Source organism: Photobacterium sanctipauli (assembly GCF_003026495.1).
Classification (GTDB): Bacteria; Pseudomonadota; Gammaproteobacteria; order Enterobacterales; family Vibrionaceae; genus Photobacterium; species Photobacterium sanctipauli.
The window spans coordinates 157,754-182,109 of sequence record NZ_PYMA01000002.1 but is presented as its reverse complement, the minus strand read 5'-3'; the positions used below and the strand labels follow the sequence as shown (position 1 = coordinate 182,109).

General features: G+C 48.6%; 18 protein-coding genes. 9 read left to right on the top strand and 9 right to left on the bottom strand.

What is annotated here, in order from left to right; genetic code table 11:
• Window positions 1–27 precede the first annotated feature (27 nt).
• From C9I98_RS04015 to C9I98_RS04000, 4 genes are all read right to left on the bottom strand, one after another.
• Window positions 28–3,123, bottom strand: coding sequence for an efflux RND transporter permease subunit (locus tag C9I98_RS04015; protein WP_107271607.1), 3,096 nt, complete (start codon window positions 3,121–3,123; stop codon window positions 28–30).
• On the bottom strand, window positions 3,120–4,211 hold the full coding sequence (locus tag C9I98_RS04010) for an efflux RND transporter periplasmic adaptor subunit (protein ID WP_036826035.1): 1,092 nt from the start codon (window positions 4,209–4,211) through the stop codon (window positions 3,120–3,122). Before C9I98_RS04010 ends, C9I98_RS04015 begins: the two co-directional genes overlap by 4 nt.
• A gap of 1 nt (window position 4,212) precedes the next feature.
• Window positions 4,213–5,253, bottom strand: a complete 1,041-nt coding sequence (locus C9I98_RS04005) for an efflux RND transporter periplasmic adaptor subunit (RefSeq protein WP_107271606.1) — start codon at window positions 5,251–5,253, stop codon at window positions 4,213–4,215.
• Window positions 5,254–5,656: 403 nt separating this feature from the next.
• Window positions 5,657–7,162 carry a fumarate hydratase gene (locus C9I98_RS04000; protein ID WP_036818742.1) on the bottom strand — a complete coding sequence of 502 codons (1,506 nt, stop codon included), beginning with the start codon at window positions 7,160–7,162 and terminating at the stop codon, window positions 5,657–5,659.
• A 287-nt stretch (window positions 7,163–7,449) separates the two neighbouring features.
• On the opposite strand from C9I98_RS04000, the gene pabB reads away from it, so the two are divergent.
• The 4 genes from pabB (at window position 7,450) to C9I98_RS03980 (ending at window position 12,641) form a co-directional block, all read left to right on the top strand.
• Window positions 7,450–8,850: an aminodeoxychorismate synthase component I gene (gene pabB, locus C9I98_RS03995; RefSeq protein ID WP_036818739.1), complete on the top strand. Its 1,401-nt coding sequence runs from the start codon at window positions 7,450–7,452 to the stop codon at window positions 8,848–8,850.
• Window positions 8,851–9,001: 151 nt separating this feature from the next.
• Window positions 9,002–9,601 (top strand): CoA pyrophosphatase, encoded by a 600-nt coding sequence (locus C9I98_RS03990; protein ID WP_036818738.1) that lies wholly within the window; start codon window positions 9,002–9,004, stop codon window positions 9,599–9,601.
• Between the two features lie 190 nt (window positions 9,602–9,791).
• Entirely contained in the window at window positions 9,792–11,045 is a 1,254-nt protein-coding gene (locus C9I98_RS03985) for an aromatic amino acid transport family protein (RefSeq protein WP_036818736.1), read from the top strand.
• A 234-nt stretch (window positions 11,046–11,279) separates the two neighbouring features.
• Window positions 11,280–12,641: an L-serine ammonia-lyase gene (locus C9I98_RS03980; protein ID WP_036818733.1), complete on the top strand. Its 1,362-nt coding sequence runs from the start codon at window positions 11,280–11,282 to the stop codon at window positions 12,639–12,641.
• Window positions 12,642–12,714: 73 nt separating this feature from the next.
• Here C9I98_RS03980 and C9I98_RS03975 read toward each other — a convergent pair whose 3' ends face one another.
• The 5 genes from C9I98_RS03975 to C9I98_RS03955 all read right to left on the bottom strand — a co-directional run bounded on the left by C9I98_RS03975 (window position 12,715) and on the right by C9I98_RS03955 (window position 18,308).
• Window positions 12,715–13,683 carry an ADP-ribosylglycohydrolase family protein gene (locus C9I98_RS03975; RefSeq protein WP_107271605.1) on the bottom strand — a complete coding sequence of 323 codons (969 nt, stop codon included), beginning with the start codon at window positions 13,681–13,683 and terminating at the stop codon, window positions 12,715–12,717.
• Window positions 13,684–13,865: 182 nt separating this feature from the next.
• Window positions 13,866–14,456: an acetate uptake transporter gene (locus C9I98_RS03970; protein WP_107271604.1), complete on the bottom strand. Its 591-nt coding sequence runs from the start codon at window positions 14,454–14,456 to the stop codon at window positions 13,866–13,868.
• Between the two features lie 367 nt (window positions 14,457–14,823).
• On the bottom strand, window positions 14,824–16,056 hold the full coding sequence (locus C9I98_RS03965) for a hypothetical protein (protein WP_051902081.1): 1,233 nt from the start codon (window positions 16,054–16,056) through the stop codon (window positions 14,824–14,826).
• A 197-nt stretch (window positions 16,057–16,253) separates the two neighbouring features.
• Entirely contained in the window at window positions 16,254–16,979 is a 726-nt protein-coding gene (nfsA, locus tag C9I98_RS03960; RefSeq protein WP_036820085.1) for an oxygen-insensitive NADPH nitroreductase, read from the bottom strand.
• A gap of 123 nt (window positions 16,980–17,102) precedes the next feature.
• Entirely contained in the window at window positions 17,103–18,308 is a 1,206-nt protein-coding gene (locus tag C9I98_RS03955; protein WP_107271603.1) for an iron-containing alcohol dehydrogenase, read from the bottom strand.
• 415 nt (window positions 18,309–18,723) lie between these two features.
• Here C9I98_RS03955 and C9I98_RS03950 point away from each other — a divergent pair, with 415 nt between their 5' ends.
• The 5 genes from C9I98_RS03950 (at window position 18,724) to C9I98_RS03930 (ending at window position 24,255) form a co-directional block, all read left to right on the top strand.
• Entirely contained in the window at window positions 18,724–19,665 is a 942-nt protein-coding gene (locus tag C9I98_RS03950) for a porin (RefSeq protein WP_036817706.1), read from the top strand.
• A 180-nt stretch (window positions 19,666–19,845) separates the two neighbouring features.
• On the top strand, window positions 19,846–20,109 hold the full coding sequence (locus tag C9I98_RS03945) for a GrxA family glutaredoxin (RefSeq protein WP_036817704.1): 264 nt from the start codon (window positions 19,846–19,848) through the stop codon (window positions 20,107–20,109).
• A 223-nt stretch (window positions 20,110–20,332) separates the two neighbouring features.
• Window positions 20,333–22,015, top strand: a complete 1,683-nt coding sequence (locus tag C9I98_RS03940; protein ID WP_036817701.1) for an aspartate:alanine antiporter — start codon at window positions 20,333–20,335, stop codon at window positions 22,013–22,015.
• Window positions 22,016–22,240: 225 nt separating this feature from the next.
• Complete coding sequence (locus C9I98_RS03935; protein ID WP_036817699.1) at window positions 22,241–22,915, top strand: response regulator; 675 nt, start codon at window positions 22,241–22,243, stop codon at window positions 22,913–22,915.
• Window positions 22,912–24,255 carry an ATP-binding protein gene (locus C9I98_RS03930; protein WP_107271602.1) on the top strand — a complete coding sequence of 448 codons (1,344 nt, stop codon included), beginning with the start codon at window positions 22,912–22,914 and terminating at the stop codon, window positions 24,253–24,255. The genes C9I98_RS03935 and C9I98_RS03930 overlap by 4 nt, the downstream gene beginning before the upstream one ends.
• The last annotated feature ends 101 nt before the right edge of the window (window positions 24,256–24,356 follow it).

Sequence of the window (24,356 nt, the reverse complement as noted above, 5' to 3'; positions counted from 1 at the left end):
GATTATCTAGAAACTATCGCATCACCACTAGTTCTGCATGGCTGGCGTGCCCTCGCTAACCGAACCAGGCAAAGCAACGTGGTGGAACAAGCGATAGAGTACAGGTACCACAATCAAGGTCAGCACGGTGGCAAAACCGAGACCGAACATGATGGTTACCGCCATCGGCTTGAAGAACACATCGGGCAATAGTGGGATCATACCGAGTATGGTGGTTACCGCCGCCATACATACCGGACGAACACGGCTCACCGCCGCATCAACAACGGCCTGGTACTTCTCCTTACCACTGGCGATTTCAATCTCAATTTGATCAAGCAATACAATACCGTTTTTCACCAGCATGCCCGACAGGCTCAAGAAGCCAAGTAGCGCCATAAAGCCAAATGGTGTATTCAGCAATAGCAAGCCGGTAGTCACACCGATAACCGCAAGTGGTACCGTCGCCCACACTATCAACGCCTCTTTTACCTTGTTAAACAAGAAGATAGTAATAAGGAACATCACCAAATAACCCATAGGCATCGTTTGGAACAGTGACGCCTTCGCATCTGCCGACGATTCATATTCACCCCCCCACTCCAACGAGTAGCCCGGCGGATAATCCAACGCCTCAATCAATGGCTGAATACGAGCCTGAACGGTTGCGGCCGTTTCATCGCCCAGCGGATCCGGATCAGCCATCACGGTGAGCATACGCTTACGGTCTTTCCTTGCGATCAGTGGATCTTCCCAGCGAATGTTGACGCCGTTGATCACCTGCTGCAACGGAATATAGCCTTGGGTTGCCGGGCTCCAGATCTTCATCCCTTCGATAGTGCTGACGTCGACCCGCTCTTCATCTGGCAGGCGCGCCACAATCGGCATCAGGTTAGTACCGTCACGATACACCCCAACCGTTAAGCCAGAGAATGACATTTGCAGTAAGTCATCGACATCTTTCTTGGTAATACCGTAGCGGCGAGCCTGGCTTTCATTGAAAATTGGCTCGATCACCTTGTTACGCTCGCGCCAGTCATGTCGAATATTGAATGCCCCAGGGTCAGCATTCATGATATCGACCACTTCCTTGGCTAAAGTACGCAGTACTGTTGGATCTGGCCCCACCAAGCGGGCTTCAAGTTTCGAACCAGAAGATGGACCAAGCATGATTTGCTTCAATTTGTAATCCAGCTCTGGGTGTCTTGCATCGAGCACTTCGCTCAACTTGCCCATCACCGGTAAGACATCTTCAAAGCTCTTCACTCTGATAATCAACTCACCGTACGACGAGTAACTTTTCTCTGGTGAGTAGGTCAACATGAAACGTTGCGAGCCTCTGCCCGCACTGGAGCTGACATACTCAACCCGATCGTCCTGCTCAATGGCCAGCTCAAGATCCTTCAAGGTATCGTTGGTTGCACGGATATCCGTCCCTTCCGGCAGCCAAACATCAACCATGAACATCGGCGTTGTTGAAGCTGGGAAGAAAGATTGCTTAAGCAAGGTAAAGCCGTACAAGCTCGCGCCCAACATGATGACCAGTGCAATCACGGTCAGCCAGGCCCGGCGCATACAGAACTCTAGGAAGGCCTTGTATGCCACAAATAGCTTACCTGCGTATGGATCCGCATCATCGTCACCATCGCTGACCTTACTGCTCTTGAAGAACATATCGGCAAAAAACGGCGTCAGCGAGATAGCGGTAAACCAACTGAGCATCAGGGACACGAGCAGTACCGTAAAGAGGGTTCGACAGTATTCACCCGTCGAGTCCTGCGACAACCCAATCGGGGCAAATGCCATTACCGCAATCACGGTTGCCCCCAGCAACGGCCATTTTGTTTGGGTCACAATATCGGACGCGGCCTGCATCCGGGTGCGTCCCCGCTGCATTCCTATCAGCACCCCTTCGACCACCACGATGGCGTTATCCACCAGCATCCCGAGGGCGATAACCAAGGCCCCGAGTGAGATCCGCTGCAAGTCTATCGCCATCCAGCTCATAAAGACGAAGGTGCCCAATACGGTAAGCAACAGGATCAAACCAATTAAGATCCCCGACCTTAAACCCATGAAGAACAGCAGAACGATAATAACAATCGCCACCGCCTGGCCAAGGCTGACTATAAAGCCACTGACTGACTTATCGACTTCGGTTGGCTGGCTATATACCACGCTGATATCGATGCCAACCGGTTGTTGCTCTTTCAGTTCACGCAAACGGCGATCAACTCGATTCCCCACTTCGACCACGTTGACGCCATCAACCGCGGAAATACCGACATGCAGGGCTTCAGAGCCGTTGTAACCAATGAGGTTGTCGGGTATTTCCTTGAAATCGCGCTTAATCTCAGCCACGTCTTTCAAGTAAATCAGCCCTTCGGCGCCACTGTCGGTAATGATTAAATCACCCAACTCTTCAACGCTGGTAAACTCACCAGTGGGGTGGACGCGAATATACTCAGTACCAATTCGCACCGCCCCCGCACTGGTCACCAAGTTCTGGGTCTCAAGCGTGCTATAAATGGTTTGCGGCGAAATACCCAGGCTGCTCAAGCGCTGCATCGAGATTTCGATAAAGACTTGCTCTTGCTGAGTACCGGTAACCGATACCTTACCTACCCCCTCGACCAACTCCACCTCACGGCGTAAGTAGTCAACGTAATCGTTCAGTTCCTTATAGCTATACCCTTCACCGGTGATCGCCAACAAAATACCGAACACGTCACCAAAATCATCGTTAACAATGGGCTCTTGAACACCTGGCGGCAAAGATGGCTTAAGATCGTTGACCTTCCGGCGCAATTCATCCCAGATCTGCGGCAAGTCATCCGGGCCATAGTTGTTTTTCATGGTCACGGTAATTTGAGATAGCCCCCGGCTCGACACCGAGTTCACCTCGTCAACATAAATCAGCTGCTGAATCGCTTTCTCTATCGGATAGGTGACCTCTTCTTCCACTTGCAGCGGAGTAGCACCAGGGTAAGCAGTGACAACCATGGCATCTTTGATGGTGAACGCCGGATCCTCCAGTCGGCCAAGCCCAAAGAAGGCCATGGTCCCGCCAATAAGGAAGATCAACGTCAGCATCCAGCTGATAACTTTATTCCGTATAAAATAGGCTGCAATATCCTGTTTCATGATCTGCCCGCCTCCTTATCCACGATAGTCACCGATTGCCCTTCACGGAGTCGGTTAACACCTTCAACCACAATACGCTCTCCAGGCTCTAGCCCCTCAATTAAACGCACCCCTTCCGGTACCACCTTGTCGGTGACGACTTTCCGCTTGGTCACCGTATTATCATCGTTAACAATCCACACGAACTTGTTCTCTAGCCCCAAATCATCCCCGTCGGCATTGAATATGGCTTCCATGGGGATCACCGCCTCATCACGGCGATACACTTTCAGCTTTTGCGCATCTGCTTTTACTTCCACCGCCATGCCATCGAGAATAAATCGGTCTTTCGGCATAGGCATGGTCAAGGTGACCAAAAACGAGCCTAAATTCGGGTCGGGTTCGGTAGTAAACTCCTTGAGTTTCGCTTGGTACTGGGAGCCGTCGGCCAAAATAATTTTGGCGCCAGGCTGAGACTCTTCAACTTCTACAGCTGTGCTCTGGGAATAAATCATGTCCGGCGCCTGAATGATCACATCGACCTGGTCGGCCAAGTGTAAGTTCATGACCATCTGGCCAATTTGAACATTCTCGAACTGCTCTACTGGCACCCGTGAAATCACCCCGGAAAACGGAGCTTTTAACTCAGTGAAGGTCAAATTTAACTTGGCAAGATCCAGTCTAGCCTTGGCAATGCGGCGTTGGGCTCGCAGTTCATCAAATTGCGACTGGGGCAAAAAACCTTGTTTGACCAACTTGGCCGAGCGGCGATACTGGCTATCTGCGACATTGAACTTCGCTTGCGCATCATCCACTTCCAGTTTGTAATCTGTCGGATCGAGCCGGGCCAATAACTGCCCTTTCTTGATCTGATCCCCCGGGCGCACAGCGATATAGCTCACCTCACCTTGAACACGAAACGATAAGCTAGACTTGTTAGCAGCGGCGGCAACGGCAGGAAAGGTCAGTTGTGGCGCAGCAGTGGCCATTGTTACTTCACTAACCGCAACGGGCGCGACAATAATCCGGGGCTCAACTTCCGCCTTATCACAACCAGACAGCACGCTGGCAGCCCCTAAAGCTAAAGGCATTAATGTCCATTTCTTCATCTTATAGCCCTCGCTCCTTAACCCATTTGCGGACTTTCTGGCCCTCTTGCAGCCCAGTCACACCAGAGGTTGCGATTAGATCCCCATCTTGCAGCCCACTGATCACGCGCCGCCTGTCATCAAGCTGGACAGCCACTTTGGTGACCATCCCCTGTTCATCCACCTTCCAAACATAGGTCGTATCGCCTTCGGTCAAAATGGCACGCCTAGGCAACGCGCCTGTTCCCCCACTGGGAATCGCCACCTTCACGTGACCCGCCATCCCCGGCAGCAAGTTGTAACCTTGCGGACGCTCCATAAAAAGGGTGACCTTATAGCTTGACGTCTTCTCGTCAGCTTCGGTGTCAATTTCCTTGAATTGGGCTTCGAAGGTTTGGTTAGGAATGGTATCGAAGGTCACGCGGGGATCACGGTCGAAATCAGAACGGTGTTCAAACCGGGCAAACAACTGGTCTGGGAGCTGGAAGGTCACATTGATCACACCAGCACTTTGGATATGCATCACTGGTTGCTTGGCCGCGACGTACTCATAGTTTTCTACCAGAGATAAGGACAAGGTCCCATCGTACGGTGCGACTAAACTGGCATAATTCAGATTGGCCTTGGCTTTATCTAAATCCGCTTTTGCCTGGTTAAGCTCAGCTTCCGAGCGGTCAAAATCCAGCTCAGAAACAACATTGGTCTTGAGCAGTTCCTTGTCACGCTTGTACTGCACATAAGCCAATTCATAGTCTGCTTGTGATTGCTCAAGCAATAGGCTTAACTCATCTGTATTTAAGTGAGCCAGTACCTGTCCCCGCTCGACAAAGTCTCCCGGGTTGGCATTCACCTTATCAAGCTGCCCCGACACCCTAAACGCCAATACGGCCTTATCACCTGCTTCAACCACCGCCGGGAAGGTACGAAATGTTTGATCATCTCCCACTGATACGGCTTCCAGCTTCACCGGTCTGGAATCAGGTTCAGGTATTTCTACTTCCTTGCCGCCACACCCCTGAATAAACAGAGATAGCATAGCCGCAGCTAAAATAACGCGCCCCATAATACCCTCAATAATCGGTTTGTTTTTATTCTGTCTAATGACTGTTTTTGCCCTTCCAACGGGACAACAGCGCAAACCGGCCATTGAAACTCGCAATGCGCCTTAACCTACGCATCACCAGATCAAATACCTGATTACACTATAGTCCACAAATAGACACAATTTTCGAACCGAACACAAAAAAGCGACCAAAAACAATTTATTAAATGAGAGCAAACGCTAACAAATTGGCTAAAGGCAAACGAGGCAGGGGGGAGGAATTTCAAAAGAAATCAGGGGAAACAAACCAAGTTAGTTGCTAAATTTAGCTGTACAGAGAAGAATTCAGCCCAAACCGGCGAAGGTAAAAAAACAAAAAAGGAGCCGCAGCTCCTTTTTTGATCAGATTAAAGCAAATTTTTGCCTACTCCATTTCAGCAATTTTCACTTTCCAAGTATCAGGACCGGTCTTATGCGCATTCACGCCTTCGGCGTCGACGGCAACAGTGACCGGCATATCTTCCACTTCAAACTCGTAGATAGCTTCCATACCCAAATCTTCGAAAGCAACGACACGCGCTTTCTTGATAGCTTTCGCCACTAGGTATGCAGCACCACCAACGGCCATTAAGTAAACAGCCTTGTTGTTCTTGATGGACTCAATTGTCGCAGGACCACGTTCTGCTTTACCGATCATGCCGGTTAGGCCAGCCTGCTCAAGCATCATATCGGTAAACTTATCCATACGGGTGGAAGTTGTTGGGCCAGCTGGGCCAACCACTTCATCACCAACCGCATCAACCGGACCTACGTAATAGATAAAGCGATTTTTGAAATCAACCGGGAAGTCTTCACCCTTCGCCAGCATGTCCTGAATACGCTTATGCGCGGCATCACGGCCTGTCAGGATTTTGCCCGATAGCAATACCGTCTCACCCGAACGCCACTCTTGGACGTCTTTCTTGCTTATTTCATCGAGGTTCACGCGACGAACGTTTTCGCCCACTTCCCAGGTGACTTCCGGCCAGTCTTCCAGCTTCGGTGGCGTTAGTTCGGCAGGACCAGTACCATCTAGGGTGAAATGGACATGGCGAGTTGCCGCACAGTTAGGGATCATGCATACCGGTTTCGAGGCGGCATGCGTAGGTGCGGTTTTGATCTTCACATCAACCACCGTTGTCAAACCACCCAGCCCTTGAGCACCAATACCCAGCTTGTTGACACGGTTAAAGATATCGAGGCGAAGTTCTTCTTCTGCATTTTGCGCACCGCGCTCTTGCAGCTCGTGGATATCAACCGACTCCATCAATGATTCTTTTGCCAGTACCGCCGCTTTTTCAGCGGTACCACCGATACCAATACCCAGCATACCCGGCGGACACCAGCCAGCACCCATTAGCGGCACTGTCTTCTCTACCCACTCTGCAACATCATCAGACGGGTTTAGCATCACCATCTTGGTTTTGTTCTCAGAACCACCACCCTTGGCGGCAATTTGGATTTCTACCTTGTCGCCCGGTACCATATCAATGTGTACCACGGCTGGGGCGTTATCTTTGGTGTTCTTGCGGCTACCAGCAGGATCCGCAACGACAGAGGCTCGTAGCGGGTTGTCTGGGTTGGTGTAGGCTTGGCGAACACCTTCATCAATCATTTCCTGAACGGTCAGATCGCTGTCCCATTGGACATTCATACCAATCTTGACAAAGCAGGTCACAATCCCGGTATCCTGACAAATAGGACGGCGTCCTTCTGCAGACATACGCGAGTTAATCAAAATCTGCGCAATCGCATCTTTTGCCGCTTGGCTTTGCTCTTTGTTGTAGGCTTTTTCAAGTGCCTGAACAAAATCTAGCGGATGGTAGTAGGAAATATACTGTAGTGCATCAGCAACACTATTGATCACATCTTGTTTCTGGATGACGGTCATAAAGCCCTCGTTGATTTATTATCATTCCATGGCGCCCGATTTAATGCTTCCAATGTCATGTGATTCACACTTGCATGCCTGTATGTAGGGGATAATGCACAGGATGAAATGTAACCACGTGGCCATGATCCTCATGGCTTATCTCCGTTAACCATTGTTTCTACATCTCCAGTAGAAAATAATGGTCAAAGGACTTCCTTGGGCGTCGTATTAAATTCTGCGTTTATGATACTCTTGCGGACAATTTCGCGCCATGCGCCAATCGTACACCTGTCACAAAAAAGAAAATGATTTGTAAATCACATCCAAAACTGAGTATTGAACAACTCAATTACACTAAAGACGCTTCGCTAACGTGGTTCCAACCGTTGGCGGGCCAGCCGTGGGCTATGATATTACGCTCTGCGGCTTCAGATCATCCTGATAATCGCTTTGACATATTAGTTGCTGATCCTTTAGCCACTTTACAGACATATGGTGAAACAACTCATATTAAATTTTCAAATGGTGATGAAAAAACCAGCACCCATGATCCTTTCGAGTTAGTTGCGCAAACACAAGAGCAGTTACTGCCTGCTATTACCCCTATCAAAGATGTACCTTTTTTAGGTGGTGCACTCGGGTACTTTGCCTACGACCTCGGCCGTCGGGTCGAAAACATTCCTTCGCTAGCACAGCACGATTTGGCGACAGCCGATATGGCGATTGGCATTTATGACTGGGCACTCATTGCCGATCATCACACTGAACAACTTTATTTGATTTCCCCGCAAGGCAGTGAGCGCAGAGCATGGTTAGAAAAGCAGCTGGCTGAGCACCTAAGTAAAGTGGAAAATAACGTTTTACAACAAACCACTCGCTTTGCCTTAACATCTCCGTGGCATTCCAACATGGAAAAAGAGGAATATTGCAACAAATTTGATCATGTTCAGCAGTATTTGCTATCGGGTGATTGTTATCAGATCAACCTTGCACAACGTTTCAGTGCCAGTTTTGCAGGGGATGAGTGGGAAGCCTACCAACATCTCGAACAGCACAATGGCGCCCCTTTTTCCGGCTTTATCCGCACCCATGACAGCGCTATTCTCTCTGTTTCGCCTGAGCGCTTCTTGCAACATAGCCACGGTGATATAGAGACCAAGCCAATTAAAGGCACCCGCCCTCGCTCAGAAAACCCTGATTACGACGCCGAGCTTGCCAATGACCTGCAGACGGCCGAGAAAGATCGCTCAGAAAACCTCATGATTGTCGACTTGCTACGTAATGACATCGGTCGGGTCGCCGCCCCGGGTTCGGTACGGGTACCTTCACTGTTTGCCATCGAAAGTTTTCCAGCCGTACATCACCTTGTTAGTACCGTTACAGGAAAACTGGACGACGGGTACAACCCAACAGATCTACTGCGAGCTTGCTTCCCCGGCGGATCCATTACTGGCGCACCCAAAATCCGCGCGATGGAGATAATTGAGGAGCTTGAGCCTCACCGCCGTAGTGTCTATTGTGGCAGCATCGGTTACATCAGCCGTTGCGGCACCATGGATACCAGCATCACGATACGGACGCTGGTTGCTCATCAGGGCAATATCCATGCTTGGGCTGGTGGCGGCGTGGTCGCAGACAGCCAGGCTGACAGCGAATACCAAGAGATCCTCGATAAGCTGAGCAAAATCCTGCCCACGCTCGAATAACACCAAACCAAGCACGGGCAATGAAAAGCGGGCAATAGCCCGCTTTTGTATCCAATAGTACAATGACATTTTGCTATAAATTTACGCTAACAATCTGTTTCAACAGCTATAGTTACTATATTGGGTAACAGCAACATGCTATGGAAGGCTTATGGAAAATCAGCAACACATACTCACCCGCTTCTTACTCGCACCGCAAGCTAATTACGACCATAGCCATCAAGCACGTATCCGCCAGCACATCGCACCAAACTCCAAACTGAAACAAGCGGCTGTATTAATTCCACTTGTCCCCCGAAACAGTGCCTACCATGTGGTATTTACCCGACGCGCGTTACACCTGAAACACCACCCGGGGCAGGTTTCCTTTCCCGGAGGACGTTATGAAAACAGTGATATTGATTTAATTGATACCGCATTGAGGGAAACCCGAGAAGAGACTGGTATTTTATGCAATCGTGACAATATTATTGGACAGCTCCCTGCGCTGCCAACGGTCAGTGGCTACCTTGTTACCCCTTATCTTGCCATTATCTCACCTGAGTATAAGCCAGTGCTAGACCCTAACGAGGTTGATGAGTTGTTCGAAGCACCACTGGACTATATATTAAACCCAGTGAATATAAGAACACAGAAATTTACTATTTCCGGAAGTCTTCATAATATTTATTCAATTCCATTCAGCAAGTATTCAATTTGGGGTGCCACCGCCCAGATGCTCAAACTGCTATCAAAGCAGCTTTGGTATTAACAAATCTAATGTGACACGCCATTTTCCCTAATATAACCCCGCCTTATAATGTGATCCAAATCACCTTTAATTGTATTGCAATTACATCCGATTACATAACGCGATCTTGATCAAAGTTTTCCTGCAATAAATCGTGAAAATGCGCCCCGTTCCTAAATTCCGTTCCGTAATTAACTTTGGATATATAATCATGCAGACATCTACAAGCACAGCTGCTAACACTGCAGCAAAAGCAGGATGGACTTACAAAGACGTTACCTGGGCACTATCACTATTTGGTACTGCTGTAGGTGCGGGTGTTCTTTTCCTTCCAATTAAAGCGGGTGCTGGCGGCTTCTGGCCTCTAGTTATTCTTGCTCTGCTTGCACTGCCAATGACTTGGTTCGCGCACAAGAGCTTGGCTCGTTTCGTACTTTCTGCGAAAAACCCAGAAGCTGACATCACAGATACTGTTGAAGAACACTTCGGTAAAGCTGGCGCAAACATCATCACTTTTGCTTACTTCTTCGCCATCTACCCAATCGTTCTAATCTACGGTGTTGGTATCACAAACACTGTTGACTCTTTCATGGTTAACCAGCTTGGCATGGAATCACTTCCACGCTGGATCCTGTCTGGTGGCCTAATCATGGCGATGACAGCGGGTGTTGTATTCGGTAAAGAACTAATGCTGAAGGCAACTTCTGCAATGGTTTACCCACTAGTATTCGTTCTACTAGCACTATCTCTGTACCTAATTCCTGATTGGAACGCGTCTATGGTATCTGTTAGCCCAGACTGGGGTTCAATGCCTTCAGTAATCTGGCTAGCGATCCCAATCATCGTGTTCTCTTTCAACCACAGCCCAATCATCAGCCAGTTCTCTAAAGAACAGCGTCGCATCTACGGTGACAACGCAGTTCAGAAGACTGACATGATCACTGGCGGTGCAGCGATGATGCTAATGGGCTTCGTAATGTTCTTCGTATTCTCTGTTGTTCTTTCTCTATCTCCAGAGCAACTAGCTGAAGCACAAGCTCAGAACATCTCTGTTCTTTCATACCTAGCGAACCAGCACGACTCTGTACTGATTTCTCTAATGGGTCCACTAGTTGCATTCGCAGCTATCACATCTAGCTACTTCGGTCACTTCCTAGGTGCACACGAAGGTCTAGTTGGCCTAGTTAAGTCTCGCTCTGAAATGCCTAAGAGCAAGATCGAGAAAATCTCTCTAGGTTTCATCGTCATCACGACTTGGATTGTTGCGGTAGTTAACCCAAGCATCCTTGGCATGATTGAAACAATGGGTGCACCAATGATTGCTGCAATCTTGTTCCTAATGCCTATCTTTGCGATGAACAAAGTACCAGCAATGGCTAAGTACAAAACTTCTGCGCCAGCTCAAATTTTCACTGCACTATGTGGTATTGCAGCGATTACTTCTGTAATCTACGGTGCACTGTAAGTCACTCTTAATATAAATAGAAAGAATGACTGGTGATTAATTGTAAAGGCAAGAAAATGTGCTACAACGCATAGTCTTCTCAATTAATTCACGTACAATAGAGTAACGAAAAGAGCAGGAAGCGTATGCCCCTGCTCTTTTGTTTTGATTATCTCGCCAAGGAAGGGGCGAGAATGATAAAAACTATACAGTTTGCCGAACGCTAGATAGGGTTCCCAAACTGAGGTATTAGCAATGATCAGTGTTTTTGATATCTATAAAATTGGTGTGGGTCCTTCCAGTTCACACACCGTTGGTCCAATGAAAGCAGGTAAAGAGTTCATCGACGATTTGCGTGCAATGGGCAAGCTTCGTGACGTGACTAAAATTACCGTGGATGTTTACGGTTCTCTTTCTCTTACCGGTAAAGGTCACCACACTGATATCGCAATCATTATGGGCCTTGCGGGCAACAGCCCTGAGCACGTTGATATTGACAGCATCCCTGGCTTTATCGCACGTGTTGAAGAAACCGAGCGCCTTCCTGTTGGCATGCACTGCCACACTGTAGACTTCCCTCGTGAAGGCGGTATGAACTTCCATACCACTAACCTTCCTCTTCATGAAAACGGCATGACCATCCACGCTTGGATTGGTGATGAAGAAGCCTACACTAAGACCTACTACTCTATTGGCGGTGGTTTCATCGTTGACGAAGAGAACTTCGGTAAATCTTCTGAGTCTTCTGTAAAAGTTCCTCACATGTTCACCACAGCTGAAGAGCTAGTGAGCGCGTGTAAAGAAAGCGGTCTTTCTATCAGCTCTTTGGTTATGGCGAACGAACGTGCCATGAACGCCGAAGACGAAATCAACACCTCTTTCGCTAACATCTGGAAAACCATGCGTGAGTGTATGGAACGCGGTATGAGCGAAGAAGGTATCCTGCCTGGTCCTCTACGTGTACCACGTCGTGCCGCAGCACTTCGCCAGCAGCTAATGACCACAGAAAAACTGAGCAACGACCCAATGACGGTTGTTGACTGGGTGAACATGTACGCATTCGCTGTGAACGAAGAGAACGCAGCTGGCGGACGTGTTGTGACTGCGCCAACTAACGGTGCATGTGGCATCATCCCTGCGGTACTGGCTTACTACGATAAGTTTATCCAGTCTGTTGGCCCTAAAGAGTACACCCGTTACTTCGCGGCTTCTGGTGCGATCGGCGGCCTTTACAAGCGTAACGCTTCTATCTCTGGTGCTGAAGTAGGTTGTCAGGGTGAAGTAGGTGTAGCTTGTTCTATGGCTGCTGCTGGTCTTGCTGAACTTATGGGCGGTAGCCCTGAGCAAGTATGTATGGCGGCTGAAATCGCGATGGAGCACAACCTAGGTCTAACTTGTGACCCAGTTGCAGGTCAGGTGCAGGTTCCATGTATCGAGCGTAACGGTATTGCTGCAGTTAAAGCAATTAACGCATCTCGCATGGCACTACGTCGTTCATCTGACCCACGCGTTTCGCTAGATAAAGTTATCGAAACCATGCTAGAAACCGGTAAAGACATGAACGCGAAATACCGTGAAACATCTCAGGGCGGTCTGGCAATCAAAGTAATTTGCTAATTACCAAGATTAAGACATTGAAAAAGCTACCCTCGGGTAGCTTTTTTTATGGTTCACAATACAACGACGGCAACTAGAAAGCCCCGCCCGCATTGTGCAACAGCTGCTCAATGTCTTCGGCTATCGCCTCACCGCATTGCAAAGTGGTCAGCCATGAGATTGGGATCCCATCCTGGTTGCCGAAGCCATAGCAAGCACCGGCTAAAGCGCCGACAATGATCCCCCGACCGCAACTATCTCCCGACACAAGAATATTCTTCATTATTGCCTCGGTGTAACTGCTGCTGTTTTGCAAGATCCACGCCGCCATCGGCAAGCTGTCTCCCAAGTGGCAAGCTTGGTTGGCAATAGCGAGCACATGTCCCAAGTCGTTCACATCACCGCTCAATACCCTAACCTGTTCGATCTTTTCCTGAATCGGTTCTGGTGATTTAACCTTTAGCACGTTAAGCACAGGTTCCATCCGCTGCGAACGCAATGCCTCGTTAAGAGCACTGGCAAACGCCTTGGCACAAGCAATCGCGGTTTCATTCTGGTGGGTAATGCCAACCACGCGCTCAATTTCCGCTTCCAACTCAACCGATGGCATTTTCAAGGCCACCAATGCAGGCACTGCGCACAACGCTGGGTTTTGATCGTCATCACTGCCCGAATCTTCTGGCCAATCTTCCGGCGCCATCGAAAACAGCGTCAGCAGCAGTGCCTTGGTCGGACTATCGACGTAGCCGATAAACTCCCCGCCGGGGCCGAAATAATCGAGGATTTCTTGCTGCAAGGTTTGGGTATCGACACCAGGCTGCGATAAAAGCCGAATATATAAAGACAGCCATTCGCCATAAATAGTCAACTCGCCCGCCGTTAGCTTATCGTGGGCGTAATACCCTTCTACCCCTTCATAGTGATGGGCGTCTGGCTCAATAAATGGAAAATGCGGTAGAGACTGGAGTGTCTTGACCCGCTCGGGTGAATAGATCCAGTGGGTTCCCATACTGGCGGCATCTGCAACTAACGCCCCCATCAATGCTGCATAACGTTGTGCCATCGCGCGTTCCTTTCTTGAGAGAAAAGTATTGCAATAAGCTTATACCAAGAACGCAAAAGCAGAGCATTTACAAATTAGGAATGGATAAAAGAAAGGCATAAAACACAAAAGGCCCACCACATTGGGCGAGCCTTGGGAATAACATATATAGGCGAGGCGATCCCCTGCCTAATGAAGCAAGATTAAGCGGCTGCTTTTAGCTGGGCTTTGTCTTTCTTCAGTTCGCCGATTGGCAAAATAGTACGACCATACTCGTTGTTCAGTACCTGAGCCATCGCGAAGTAAATCGCACTTGCACCACAGATGATGCCTTCGAAGCCAGCGATAGTACCGATTAGGGTACTACCCGTGAAGTCACGAGCTGCAAGTAGGAAGAACAGTACGGTTAGAGAACCAAATACGAACTGCTTAGCACGTGGGTAGCACAGAGAACCAATGAACATGAAGCCAGTAAAGATGCCCCATAGTAGTAGGTACCATCCCATGAAACTTGCAGGGCTAGCTGGTAGACCCATGTAAGGCATGACCAAGATGCCAACCAGTGTCAGCCAGAACAGACCGTAAGAGGTAAATGCAGTGGTACCGAAGGTGTCACCACGCTTAAAGCACATCATACCTACGATAACTTGGCTTAGACCGCCGTAAAAAATACCCATAGCCAGGATCATAGAGTCAATCGGGAAGAAGCCCGCATTGTGGATATTCAACAGGATGGTAGTCATACCAAAACCCATAAGACCAAGTGGTGCTGGGTTAGCTAGTTTCGTAGACATTAGGTCCCCTACAGGATTAATTCAAATAAAGTTACAAACATTAAAATTTAGATGCATTTCGAATGCGCGGCGAATTCTAAAGGATGAAGCTGGTCAAATCAATCCAAAAGCCGTGCAAAACTTAACCAAACTCAAAAAAAGTTGGAATTTAATTTTCTCTGTAAAGTATTTTTCATTCGAATTCTATTTCTAAATGTTATCAAGTGTAAACCGAGCTTTTATCAATATATTTCACAACTCGCACTTATTGACTTAATAATCATTAAGTTAACAACAAAAGGCCAACTTCATCCTATTCATATTTTTCACAAGCCAAAAAAAAAGCAGCCATTCGGCTGCTTTTTAGTTCTGCTGTCTTTTGGAAAGGCTATTGGGCCAACGCTTCCGCTAGCGCTTGCTCTTGTTGCTCAGAGGGGGCTGTTGGCTCTGCTGAATTAACCTCACCTTTACCACCAGCAGCAACATCGGGTAGTGGCTCCAATGCTTGCGCCGACGGTACCGTCACTGGCGGAGCAACCTTGGCTTCCGTTAACTGCTTCAGTTGCGACTTCAGCAAGGCAATCTGCTCGTTCTGCTGGCTGATCAATGTTTGCAATATATCCAGCTGATCGTTCGTTTCGCTGCGGGCCAATTGCTTGGAGGTAGAATCATGCTGGCGTCTTGCCACGATAATCGCCTCCTCAATGAGTTTTGCCTGCTGGGCTAACGGCACATCACGCAAATCTTCATCTTTCAACGCCAATGAGATATTGAGCAGTTGGCCTTCCATTTCCAGGAAGAAGCTTTCATATTCATCGCGACTTCTATCACGCAGGCTTTTCACCTCTTGGGCTATATGCTCAGCATGGGCAAGCTCGAACTTGATCGCGGATACCGTTTGGTTAATGGCATCAAACGCACGTGGCGAGTTATCGATCAAAGCCTTACCGCCTGCAATTTCGGCTTCGACCTTGGCGTAGCTCAACGGCGCATAATAACGCACATCGTTACGCCTTAGCTCACGCAAAGCTTCCTCTTGCGGCATGATATAGATCCGCTTAATTACCCTGATTTCAAGGCTATGGGCACGCGACAAAAACTCATTTTGCTCCTCTTTCGCATCGCTAATCTGCCCACGTGCAATCAAGCTAAACAACTTGGCATAGAAGCGGTTCAAGCGAACAAATTCGCTACGATAATGCTGGCTGGCATCAACAGAATTAAGGTAGGCGATTTGAGTTATCGACGGCGCCAACACCTCATCCGCTACACGCTTTAGGTATTCGAGCTCTTTGTGATTATTCTCAACCACCGTGATATCTTCATAGAAGCGATCGATATAGGTCGTCGATGAGAATAACGACGCGCTCTGCAATGCCATATCAGGCGTTTGTTGAATTTCCTTAAACAGCGAATCAGCCTTCTGCCAACTCACCATCATGGTGTTGTATCGTTCAGGAGAGTAAATGCGCAACGCTTCCGCATTGATCAATGTGTCTCGCCATTGTAAGTGGATTTTTTGTGCTGTTTGTAAGGTGGTTTCCGAATTGACTTCATTTGGAGCACTACTTTCATTACCAGATGTACTTCCGCACCCACTGAGTAAAGCTGCAAGTAACATTAACCCGACAGCTTTCCCTCTAAATCTCATATAAGTGTTCCAATTTTGCTATATTTTTTCTCGTCTTATTGTATCGGACTCAGAAACCGCAAAAAAGTTCAGGTTGTTAATTCCCTGTCATTTTTGGCTCAAGCACAAACAATCGAGTAATTTCGCAGCATTTATAACCGATATCCAAGCAAGCCAGACATTAATGACTACTTAATGCTGAAGCCTTTATCTTCGATAAACTGCTTCATGAAAGGTCGGGCTTCTTTGTTCAAGGTAGCCGTTATCTGCTCGCTCCAAGACATGTCTTTTGTTCCGCCAGTACGGGTACGGTAATAGTCACGCACATGCTTGTCATACTCAGCCAGCGCATCACGATCAAGCTCATGTTGATAGCTGTTTTGGTGAACAACCAAAGACTGAGGTAGGCGAGGTTTAATCTCAGGCTGTTGATCAGGGTAGCCAAGGCAAAGACCAAACAGTGGCAACACGTGTTCAGGCAACTCAAGTAAATCAGCAACTTTGTCCGGGTTATTTCTAAGACCGCCAATATAGACCCCACCCAATCCCAGCGACTCGGCAGCAATCATGGCATTTTGGGCCATCAGTGCCGCATCCACCGCGCCAATCAACGTCTGCTCTGTGAAACCCAGTTGCGCCTGCGGGTTGATCTGCTGATGGCGGTTGTAATCGGCACAGAACACCAAGAACTCGGCCGCCGAGGCGACATAAGCTTGACCACCAGCATATTCAGCCAGCAGTTCGCGCTTATTGGTATCCGTTACGCGGACGATACTCACACACTGAATGAAGCTAGAAGTCGATGCTGCGATGGCACAATCTAAAATGGTTGATAGCTGCTCTGGAGCGACCTGCTGCGAGGTGAATTTGCGAATAGAGCGGTGGGCGAGAATGGTTTCAATTGCCTGGTTCATAGATATCCTTATCTTTTTTACCAAAGTCACTTAAGCATATGATTATCAATAGTGAGCTGTTCACTTTACCACAGCCCACTATTATTCAGCCAACAAATATATGTAAATGATTAACTCACTTAATTATTGCTCAGCAGTATCATTACGCTCACCGAGCGCGGCTAAATCTTTCTGCTTATTGCAATCACACATTTGCTCAAGAATACTCAGCAAGCGATCTTTGTTTAGCGGAAGTGGGTTCCCTTTGATGGCGTTAGATAGCAAGGCATCTTCTGCCACCTCATCATACATGATGTCACACAAGCCATAATCAGAAACGGGCGGTAAGTTAAGTCGCTTCAAGGTTCGCTTGGTCCATAGGATCCCATCGATAATTTCCGCATTCATTCGTCCTGTCAGGATACACGCCAATTGGCGATAGCGGTTGAGGACATCGGCACGCCCGGCTTCACGCGCTGCCAACACGTTCTCCTGCATCACGAATGGCGCCAGTTGGGCTGTGATCAAACCATGCGGGGCATTTAGCCGGCCACCAAGCGATGACGCCAGCCCATGCGCGGCGCCCAATTTAGCATTGGCCAACGCCATCCCGCCCAGCAAGGCGGCAAACGACATATCCGAGCGGGCACGGGGATCGTCATCTTCGCAGGCTGCCAAAATGGCCCCCGACAGCCGTCGCAAGCCCTCTTCACACACCATATCGGTCAGCGGGCTAGGCTCGCCACACACATACGATTCCATCAAATGGGTGAAAGCATCCATTCCGCAGCAACCGGACATGACTGGCTCCATCCCATAGGTTAGGGTTGGGTCGATAATGGCCAAGTCCGGCAACATGTCAGGACTTCGAAGGCTGACTTTGACATTTTCTTGAGCCGAACGCAGCACAGCGTTCTTACTCACTTCCGAACCGGTACCTGCCGTTGTCGGCACCGCGATAAACGGGATAGGTTTTGCCTGCAGGGGAACATTGCGGCCAACCACCTCAACATAATCATAAACGCTGCCTTGGTTCGGTATTAACGCGGCCAGCGCTTTGCCCGCATCCAGTACGCTGCCGCCACCAACGGCCACGACCATATCAGGACGAAACTTGCGCCCCATTGCCGCCATTTCTTCAACCATGGCTATCAAAGGCTCACCATGAACGGCGACCTGCTGATATCGCATGTTCTGCTGTTTAAAATAACTAATCATAGGCTCGGCACGGACACTGTCTCGGCCGGTCACCAGCAAGACGCTGTAACCAAACTGATTGAGCGAAGACAAAGAATTATTTAGCGCACCTTCACCAAAGATAATCCGGGTTGCGGTCATAAACTGAAACATAGGCACTCCATTCCACAAACATATACCCAAACAACCTCAAATGGCTCACCGACGAGCTTCTACCTTCAATGCTTTGAATTCAATAACATGCTCATAAAACTGTTTGGGTATAGGTAAGTATTATCGAGTGTGCCCGCTTCATGATTCCTGTTTTTGATTCTGAACAAACTTTGCCCAGTGATAAATCCTGCAACGTCGATAATCCGCGCCCAGTCACACTTAGCCATTAAGGTGAATTGATGACGCTTGGTTACTTTAACGTCTCTAGTTTTACGAAGTTATATTGATACAACACTCAACCAAGTGTCATAAAAGTGCCTAAATATTAAAATGTTACTGTCATTTCAACCCTCTACTCTGCCCCCAAGACAAAAAATGGCAACGAAGCCACAAAGGTTAAAACAGGGGATAAAAAATGAAAAAAGCAGTATTGGCATCAGCTATTTTTGCCACTCTAGTATCTGGTGCAGCTAGCGCAGCAACGGTTTACCAAGACGAATCATCATCGCTGAGTGTAGGCGGTCGCGCCGAGGCTCGCTTCAACATTTCTGACGAGAACAAGTCAGATGCAGATAGCACCGATTCCTTCGAGGACAAGAGCCGTGCTCGTGTGAACCTAAAAGGTAAGACAGAGATCATGGATGGCCTGGGTGCCTTCGGTACTTATGAAGTTGAATTGAAAAACGGAAAAGACACCAAAGTTGAAACTCGCTACCTATTTGCAGGCCTAGACACGCAAGTCGGTGCCTTTTCTTACGGTCAGCAAGACTCCGCGCAGGTTATTCTAACCGACCTTACAGATATCCTAGCCACATTCGGTGGTGATGCGGCTGACCTGATCGATGGTAACAAAGACAAGCGTGAAAACAACTTTGTCTATTCCGGCTCGTTCAATGACCTGACCGTTACCGCAAACTATATCGCCAACGATGCGAAGGACTCTGACACTTACGGTATCTCTTTTGTTTACTCCCTGCCGATGGGCCTTGATCTCGGCGCAGGCTATGTTGACGGCAAGGACGATGATGTTGATACCGACCAGTACAACATCACTGCCGCCTACACCATCAATGATTTCTATGTTGCTGGTCTCTATGCTGGCGGCTCAGCTGGCGATGCCGACCTCACCGCTTATGAACTTGCAGCGGCATACAAATATAACCAGTTTACCTTCCAAGGTGTGTACAACTACCAAGAAGAAGACCTGAACGGTACCAAGACCGATACCGTTGACTACTTTGCCCTTGAAGCTATCTACAAGTTCAATAGCAACTTCCGTGCTTATGCGGGTTACCTGTTCGAACAACTTGATGATACCGATGACCAATTCCAGGCTGGCGTTCGCTACGATTTCTAAGTCGGTTATTTAGCCCTTAAAATCGCCCCAACAAAACCGGACGCTATGTCCGGTTTTACTTTTTCTATTCGTCTTCGACAGCTTCAATCGGTTTTGTCTATCGCAGCAAGAGATAAAACCCTCTTTCTCATCTCCCGCAGTCACGTTATAGTAAACCCATCAAATTTTAGGAGATATGTCATGTTTGTTGTTATTTTCGGTCGTCCAGGTTGTCCATTCTGTGTTCGCGCTAAAGATCTAGCTGAAAAGCTAAAAGAAGAGCGTGAAGATTTTAACTACCGTTACGTGGATATCCACGCTGAAGGTATCAGCAAAGCAGACCTTGAAAAAACAGTCGGTAAGCCAGTAGAAACTGTGCCGCAAATCTTCATCGACCAAGAGCACATCGGTGGTTGCACAGAGTTTGAAGCTTACGCGAAAGAAAACCTAAACCTTTTCCAGTAATCGGTTTAAAAACAGGGTGTTAACAATTAAAAACAACACACCTGATAACAAATTCTTAAAAAGGCTGAAATATCAGCCTTTTTTATTGCCTTAACAAAAATCACTAGCTAAAAAACATTGTATTTTTTGTATTAAATAATGCTTTTTTCGGTATGACCTTTAGCCAAAATCAGCTAGAATTTCACCACTTTGTTGCTGTTCTATCGTCCCCGGAAAAAATGTTGTGAATATCGATGTCGCCGCCCTTCTTCATCAGAATGATATTCTGTTGCTCTTTGTTGTCCTCGCCGTCGGCTTAACCGCTGGCAAACTCAGGATTGCCAACCTCCAAATAGGTAATTCCATCGGTGTTCTCATCACCGCCCTGCTCTTTGGTAACGCAGGTTTCACCTTTGATGCTGACGCATTGAATATCGGCTTTATGCTGTTCATATTCTGTGTCGGAATCGAGGCAGGCCCGAACTTTTTCGGTATCTTTTTCCGTGATGGTAAGCACTACTTGATGCTGGCATTGGTGGTGATTCTTTCTGCCATTGCCATTACCGTTACCATGAGCCAGTACCTAGGACTCGAGCTCGGCTTGGCCACCGGCCTGATGGCAGGCTCGCTCACGGCTACGCCAGTACTGGTAGGTGCCAAAGACGCCTTAAATAGCGGCTTAGCTGGCATCACCGATGGCGATATCATCCAGCAAATGGTCGACAGCTTGAGCGTTGGCTATGCGATGTCATACCTAATTGGCCTTATCAGTGTCATTGTCCTGGCCAAGCTCATGCCGAAGCTGCAAAAGCACAACCTGGCCGAATCCTCGCAGCAAATCGCCCGCGAGCGTGGCATCGGAGAGAGTGCCCAGCGCAAGGTCTACTTACCGATTATCCGCGCTTATCGCGCTGGCCCTGAGCTAATCAACTGGATTGACGGCCGCAACCTGCGTGAGTTGGGTATCTACCGCCAAACCGGCTGTTATATCGAACGTGTTCGTCGAAACGGTATTCTTGCCAATCCCGATGGTGACGCAATTTTACAAGAAGGGGATGAAATCGCGCTGGTAGGCTACCCCGACAGCCACGCCCGTCTTGACCCAAGCTTCCGTAACGGGAAAGAAGTATTCGACCGGGATCTACTTGACCTGCGCATTGTCGAAGAAGAGATCGTGGTAAAAAATGACAGCATTGCCGGCAAGCGCCTATCAGAGCTCAACCTGTCTGAATACGGCTGTTTCCTCAACCGTGTTGTGCGCGCCCAGATTGAAATGCCGATGGATCACAACATCCTGCTTAGCAAAGGGGATATCCTGCAGGTCAGTGGCGAGAAAAGCCGTGTGCTTGGCCTTGCAGAACGCATCGGTTTCATCTCGGTTCATAGTCAGATTGCCGATCTGCTGGCTTTCTGCTGCTTCTTTATCATCGGGTTATTGGTGGGTACCATCACCATGACCTTTGGCCAGATCGCGTTTGGCCTAGGTAGTGCTGCTGGCCTACTTATCGCTGGCATTACCCTTGGTTTCTTGCGGGCCAACCACCCCACCTTTGGTTATGTCCCGCAGGGGGCGTTGAACATGACCAAGGATCTCGGCTTGATGGTGTTTATGGTCGGCATCGGCTTGAGCGCCGGTTCCAACCTCTTTGAGTCGCTATCTCAGGTTGGTATTGCGGTGTTCTCGGTTAGCCTAATGGTCAGCGTCATACCTGTGGTGTTGGCATACCTGTTCGGTGCTTACATCTTGAAGATGAACCGCGCCTTGTTATTTGGTGCCATCATTGGTGCCCGTACCTGTGCCCCGGCAATGGACATGATTAACGAACACGCCAGAAGTACCATTCCAGCGCTTGGCTATGCCGGTACCTACGCCATTGCCAACGTGTTGCTCACCGTAGCTGGTACGCTATTTGTGATCCTCAGCTAGCCCATCATACGGAACATAAATCAAACGTGCCCTTGGTGTGATGCCAGGGGCATTTTTTTGCATGTCTTTCAACGAGTCAGGTCTGATTCAGTCCGTTCGACTACTATATATTCATCTAATGACTGATTTTGCAGTCTGTAATCAAAAATCACTCATATATCATTCGCCAGCCTGACTGCTATTCAGTATATTGAATACAAAGAAAAAACATTGGTAATCAAAACTATGCGTATCCTAATTGTTGAAGATGATCCTATTCTTAGCCATCACCTGAAATCTCAGCTGAGTGAGCTTGGCCATCAGGTGCAGTGTGCGGGCACGGCAGAGGAAGGCCTGTTCTTTGCCCAAGACTACCCAAACGATGTGGCGATTGTTGATATCGGCCTGCCTGACCGTGATGGTATTAGCCTAATCAAAGACATTCGCCAAAAAGGCTTACGCCTACCAATCTTGATCCTGACTGCGCGCTCGAACTGGCAAGACAAGGTAACCGGCCTTGAAGCGGGTGCCGATGACTACCTGGTGAAGCCTTTCCAAAAAGAAGAAATGGTGGCTCGCCTGAGTGCGCTAGTGCGCCGCAGTGCCGGTTTTGTAAAACCTGAAATGACCGCGGGCGATATTCGTGTCGACCTACTTGCCAAGCAAGTGTTCATTCGCGAGAACCTGCTTGAATTGACCGCATTTGAGTACGACTTGCTCGAATACCTAATGCGCCATAGCCGCCAGGTGGTGTCTAAGCAGCGTTTGCTTGATGTGTTGTATGAAGATCAAGAAGGCGATCCAAATACCATCGAGGTGATGATTAGCCGCCTGCGCAAGAAGTTCACCAGTAACGGTCAAGACAACCCGATCTCAACTATCCGAGGCCAGGGTTACATCTTCGAACTACACGCACAATGAACCGAATTATCCAACCACGATTACGCCGCCGAGTACTGGTTACCTCGGTGGCTATCATTGTTCTTATCACATCGGCCCTGGCCGGCGTGATAAACCAACTCTATAGCCAAAGTTATATGGCGGCCTACTCTTCTGAGCTGGTCGCACAAATGCCCATGGTGGTTGCCCAGCTCAACCGGGCAGGCTTAATTAAAGACGTTGATAAGTGGATTGACTCAGTCGACCCATCAGACACCGACTACATGTCGGTGGTGTGCGATAAGACCGACCATACGATTTGGTTGTCGGAAGAGGCCCAGGAAGCCAACATCGGTAATATCTGTAAAGAGTTACCTGACAGTATTCCGGTCCCGACTCTAATAGAAACCAATAAAGGTGATAGCTATATCGCCTACAACATGACCCAGGAGCGTGAAGGCAACAACACCTTCCAATTGGTCGTGCTGCGCTCGGGCGATTCTTACATTTCATCACTGAATCAACTGCACAAGCGCACCACCTTCTACCTCGGGCTGTTCGTTCTTATCGCGATTGCCTTTTTGATTGCCGCCTTCCACTGGAGTTTTCAGCCGCTGCGCAAGCTGGCCTCCCAGCTCGATCAAATGACCGATGCTAAGCGCAACAAGCTCGATGATAATTTTCCGATGGAGCTGCAAGATGTCACTTTGGCCCTCAACCGCCTGATTGAGATAAGCAATGCCCAAAAAGGCCGTTACCGGCATGCAATGGACGATCTTGCCCACAGCCTGAAAACACGACTGGCCGCCACCAATGCCCTTTTGGATGACAAAGAGATCCCCCGGATCGAGCTAAACCAGCGGGTTATGGAACAAATCAGCCAAATGGATGAGTTGGTTCAGTATCAGTTGAAGCGGGCAATGATGGGTCAGCAAGGCCTACAAAAAGACAAAACCGAGCTGAAGCCGGTGATCGATAGTTTTGGTCGCCTCCTAAGCAAGGTATACACCGATAAGAGCGTAAAACTCGGCTACCACTTCAACTACAAGCTGAAGCTGCCAGTTAACCGCAGTGACTTGATGGAACTGCTGGGCAACCTGCTGGAAAACGCCTATCGCTTCTGCATTAGTGAGGTGCGCATCGCGGTTGATGAAAAACCGGACCACTTCATCATCCGGATCGAAGACGATGGCCCCGGCGTGGCAGAGGATGTACGCGAAGCCATCTTCCAGCGTGGTGTTCGTGCCGACCAGCTCAATCCAGGTCAAGGCATCGGCTTGTCGGTTTGCCATGAAATTGTCCGCAGTTATCAGGGCACCATTCACGTAGAAACAGCCACCATCGAAGGTGCGTCGTTCGTGATCAAACTGCCGAAACAGTAATCCGTCCCAAACCTACGGTAACCTGCACCCAGCGACCAAGTTGAGCATCAACAAAAAAACCGCCTTCCGGCGGTTTTTTATTAACGTTACGCTACGCTTGG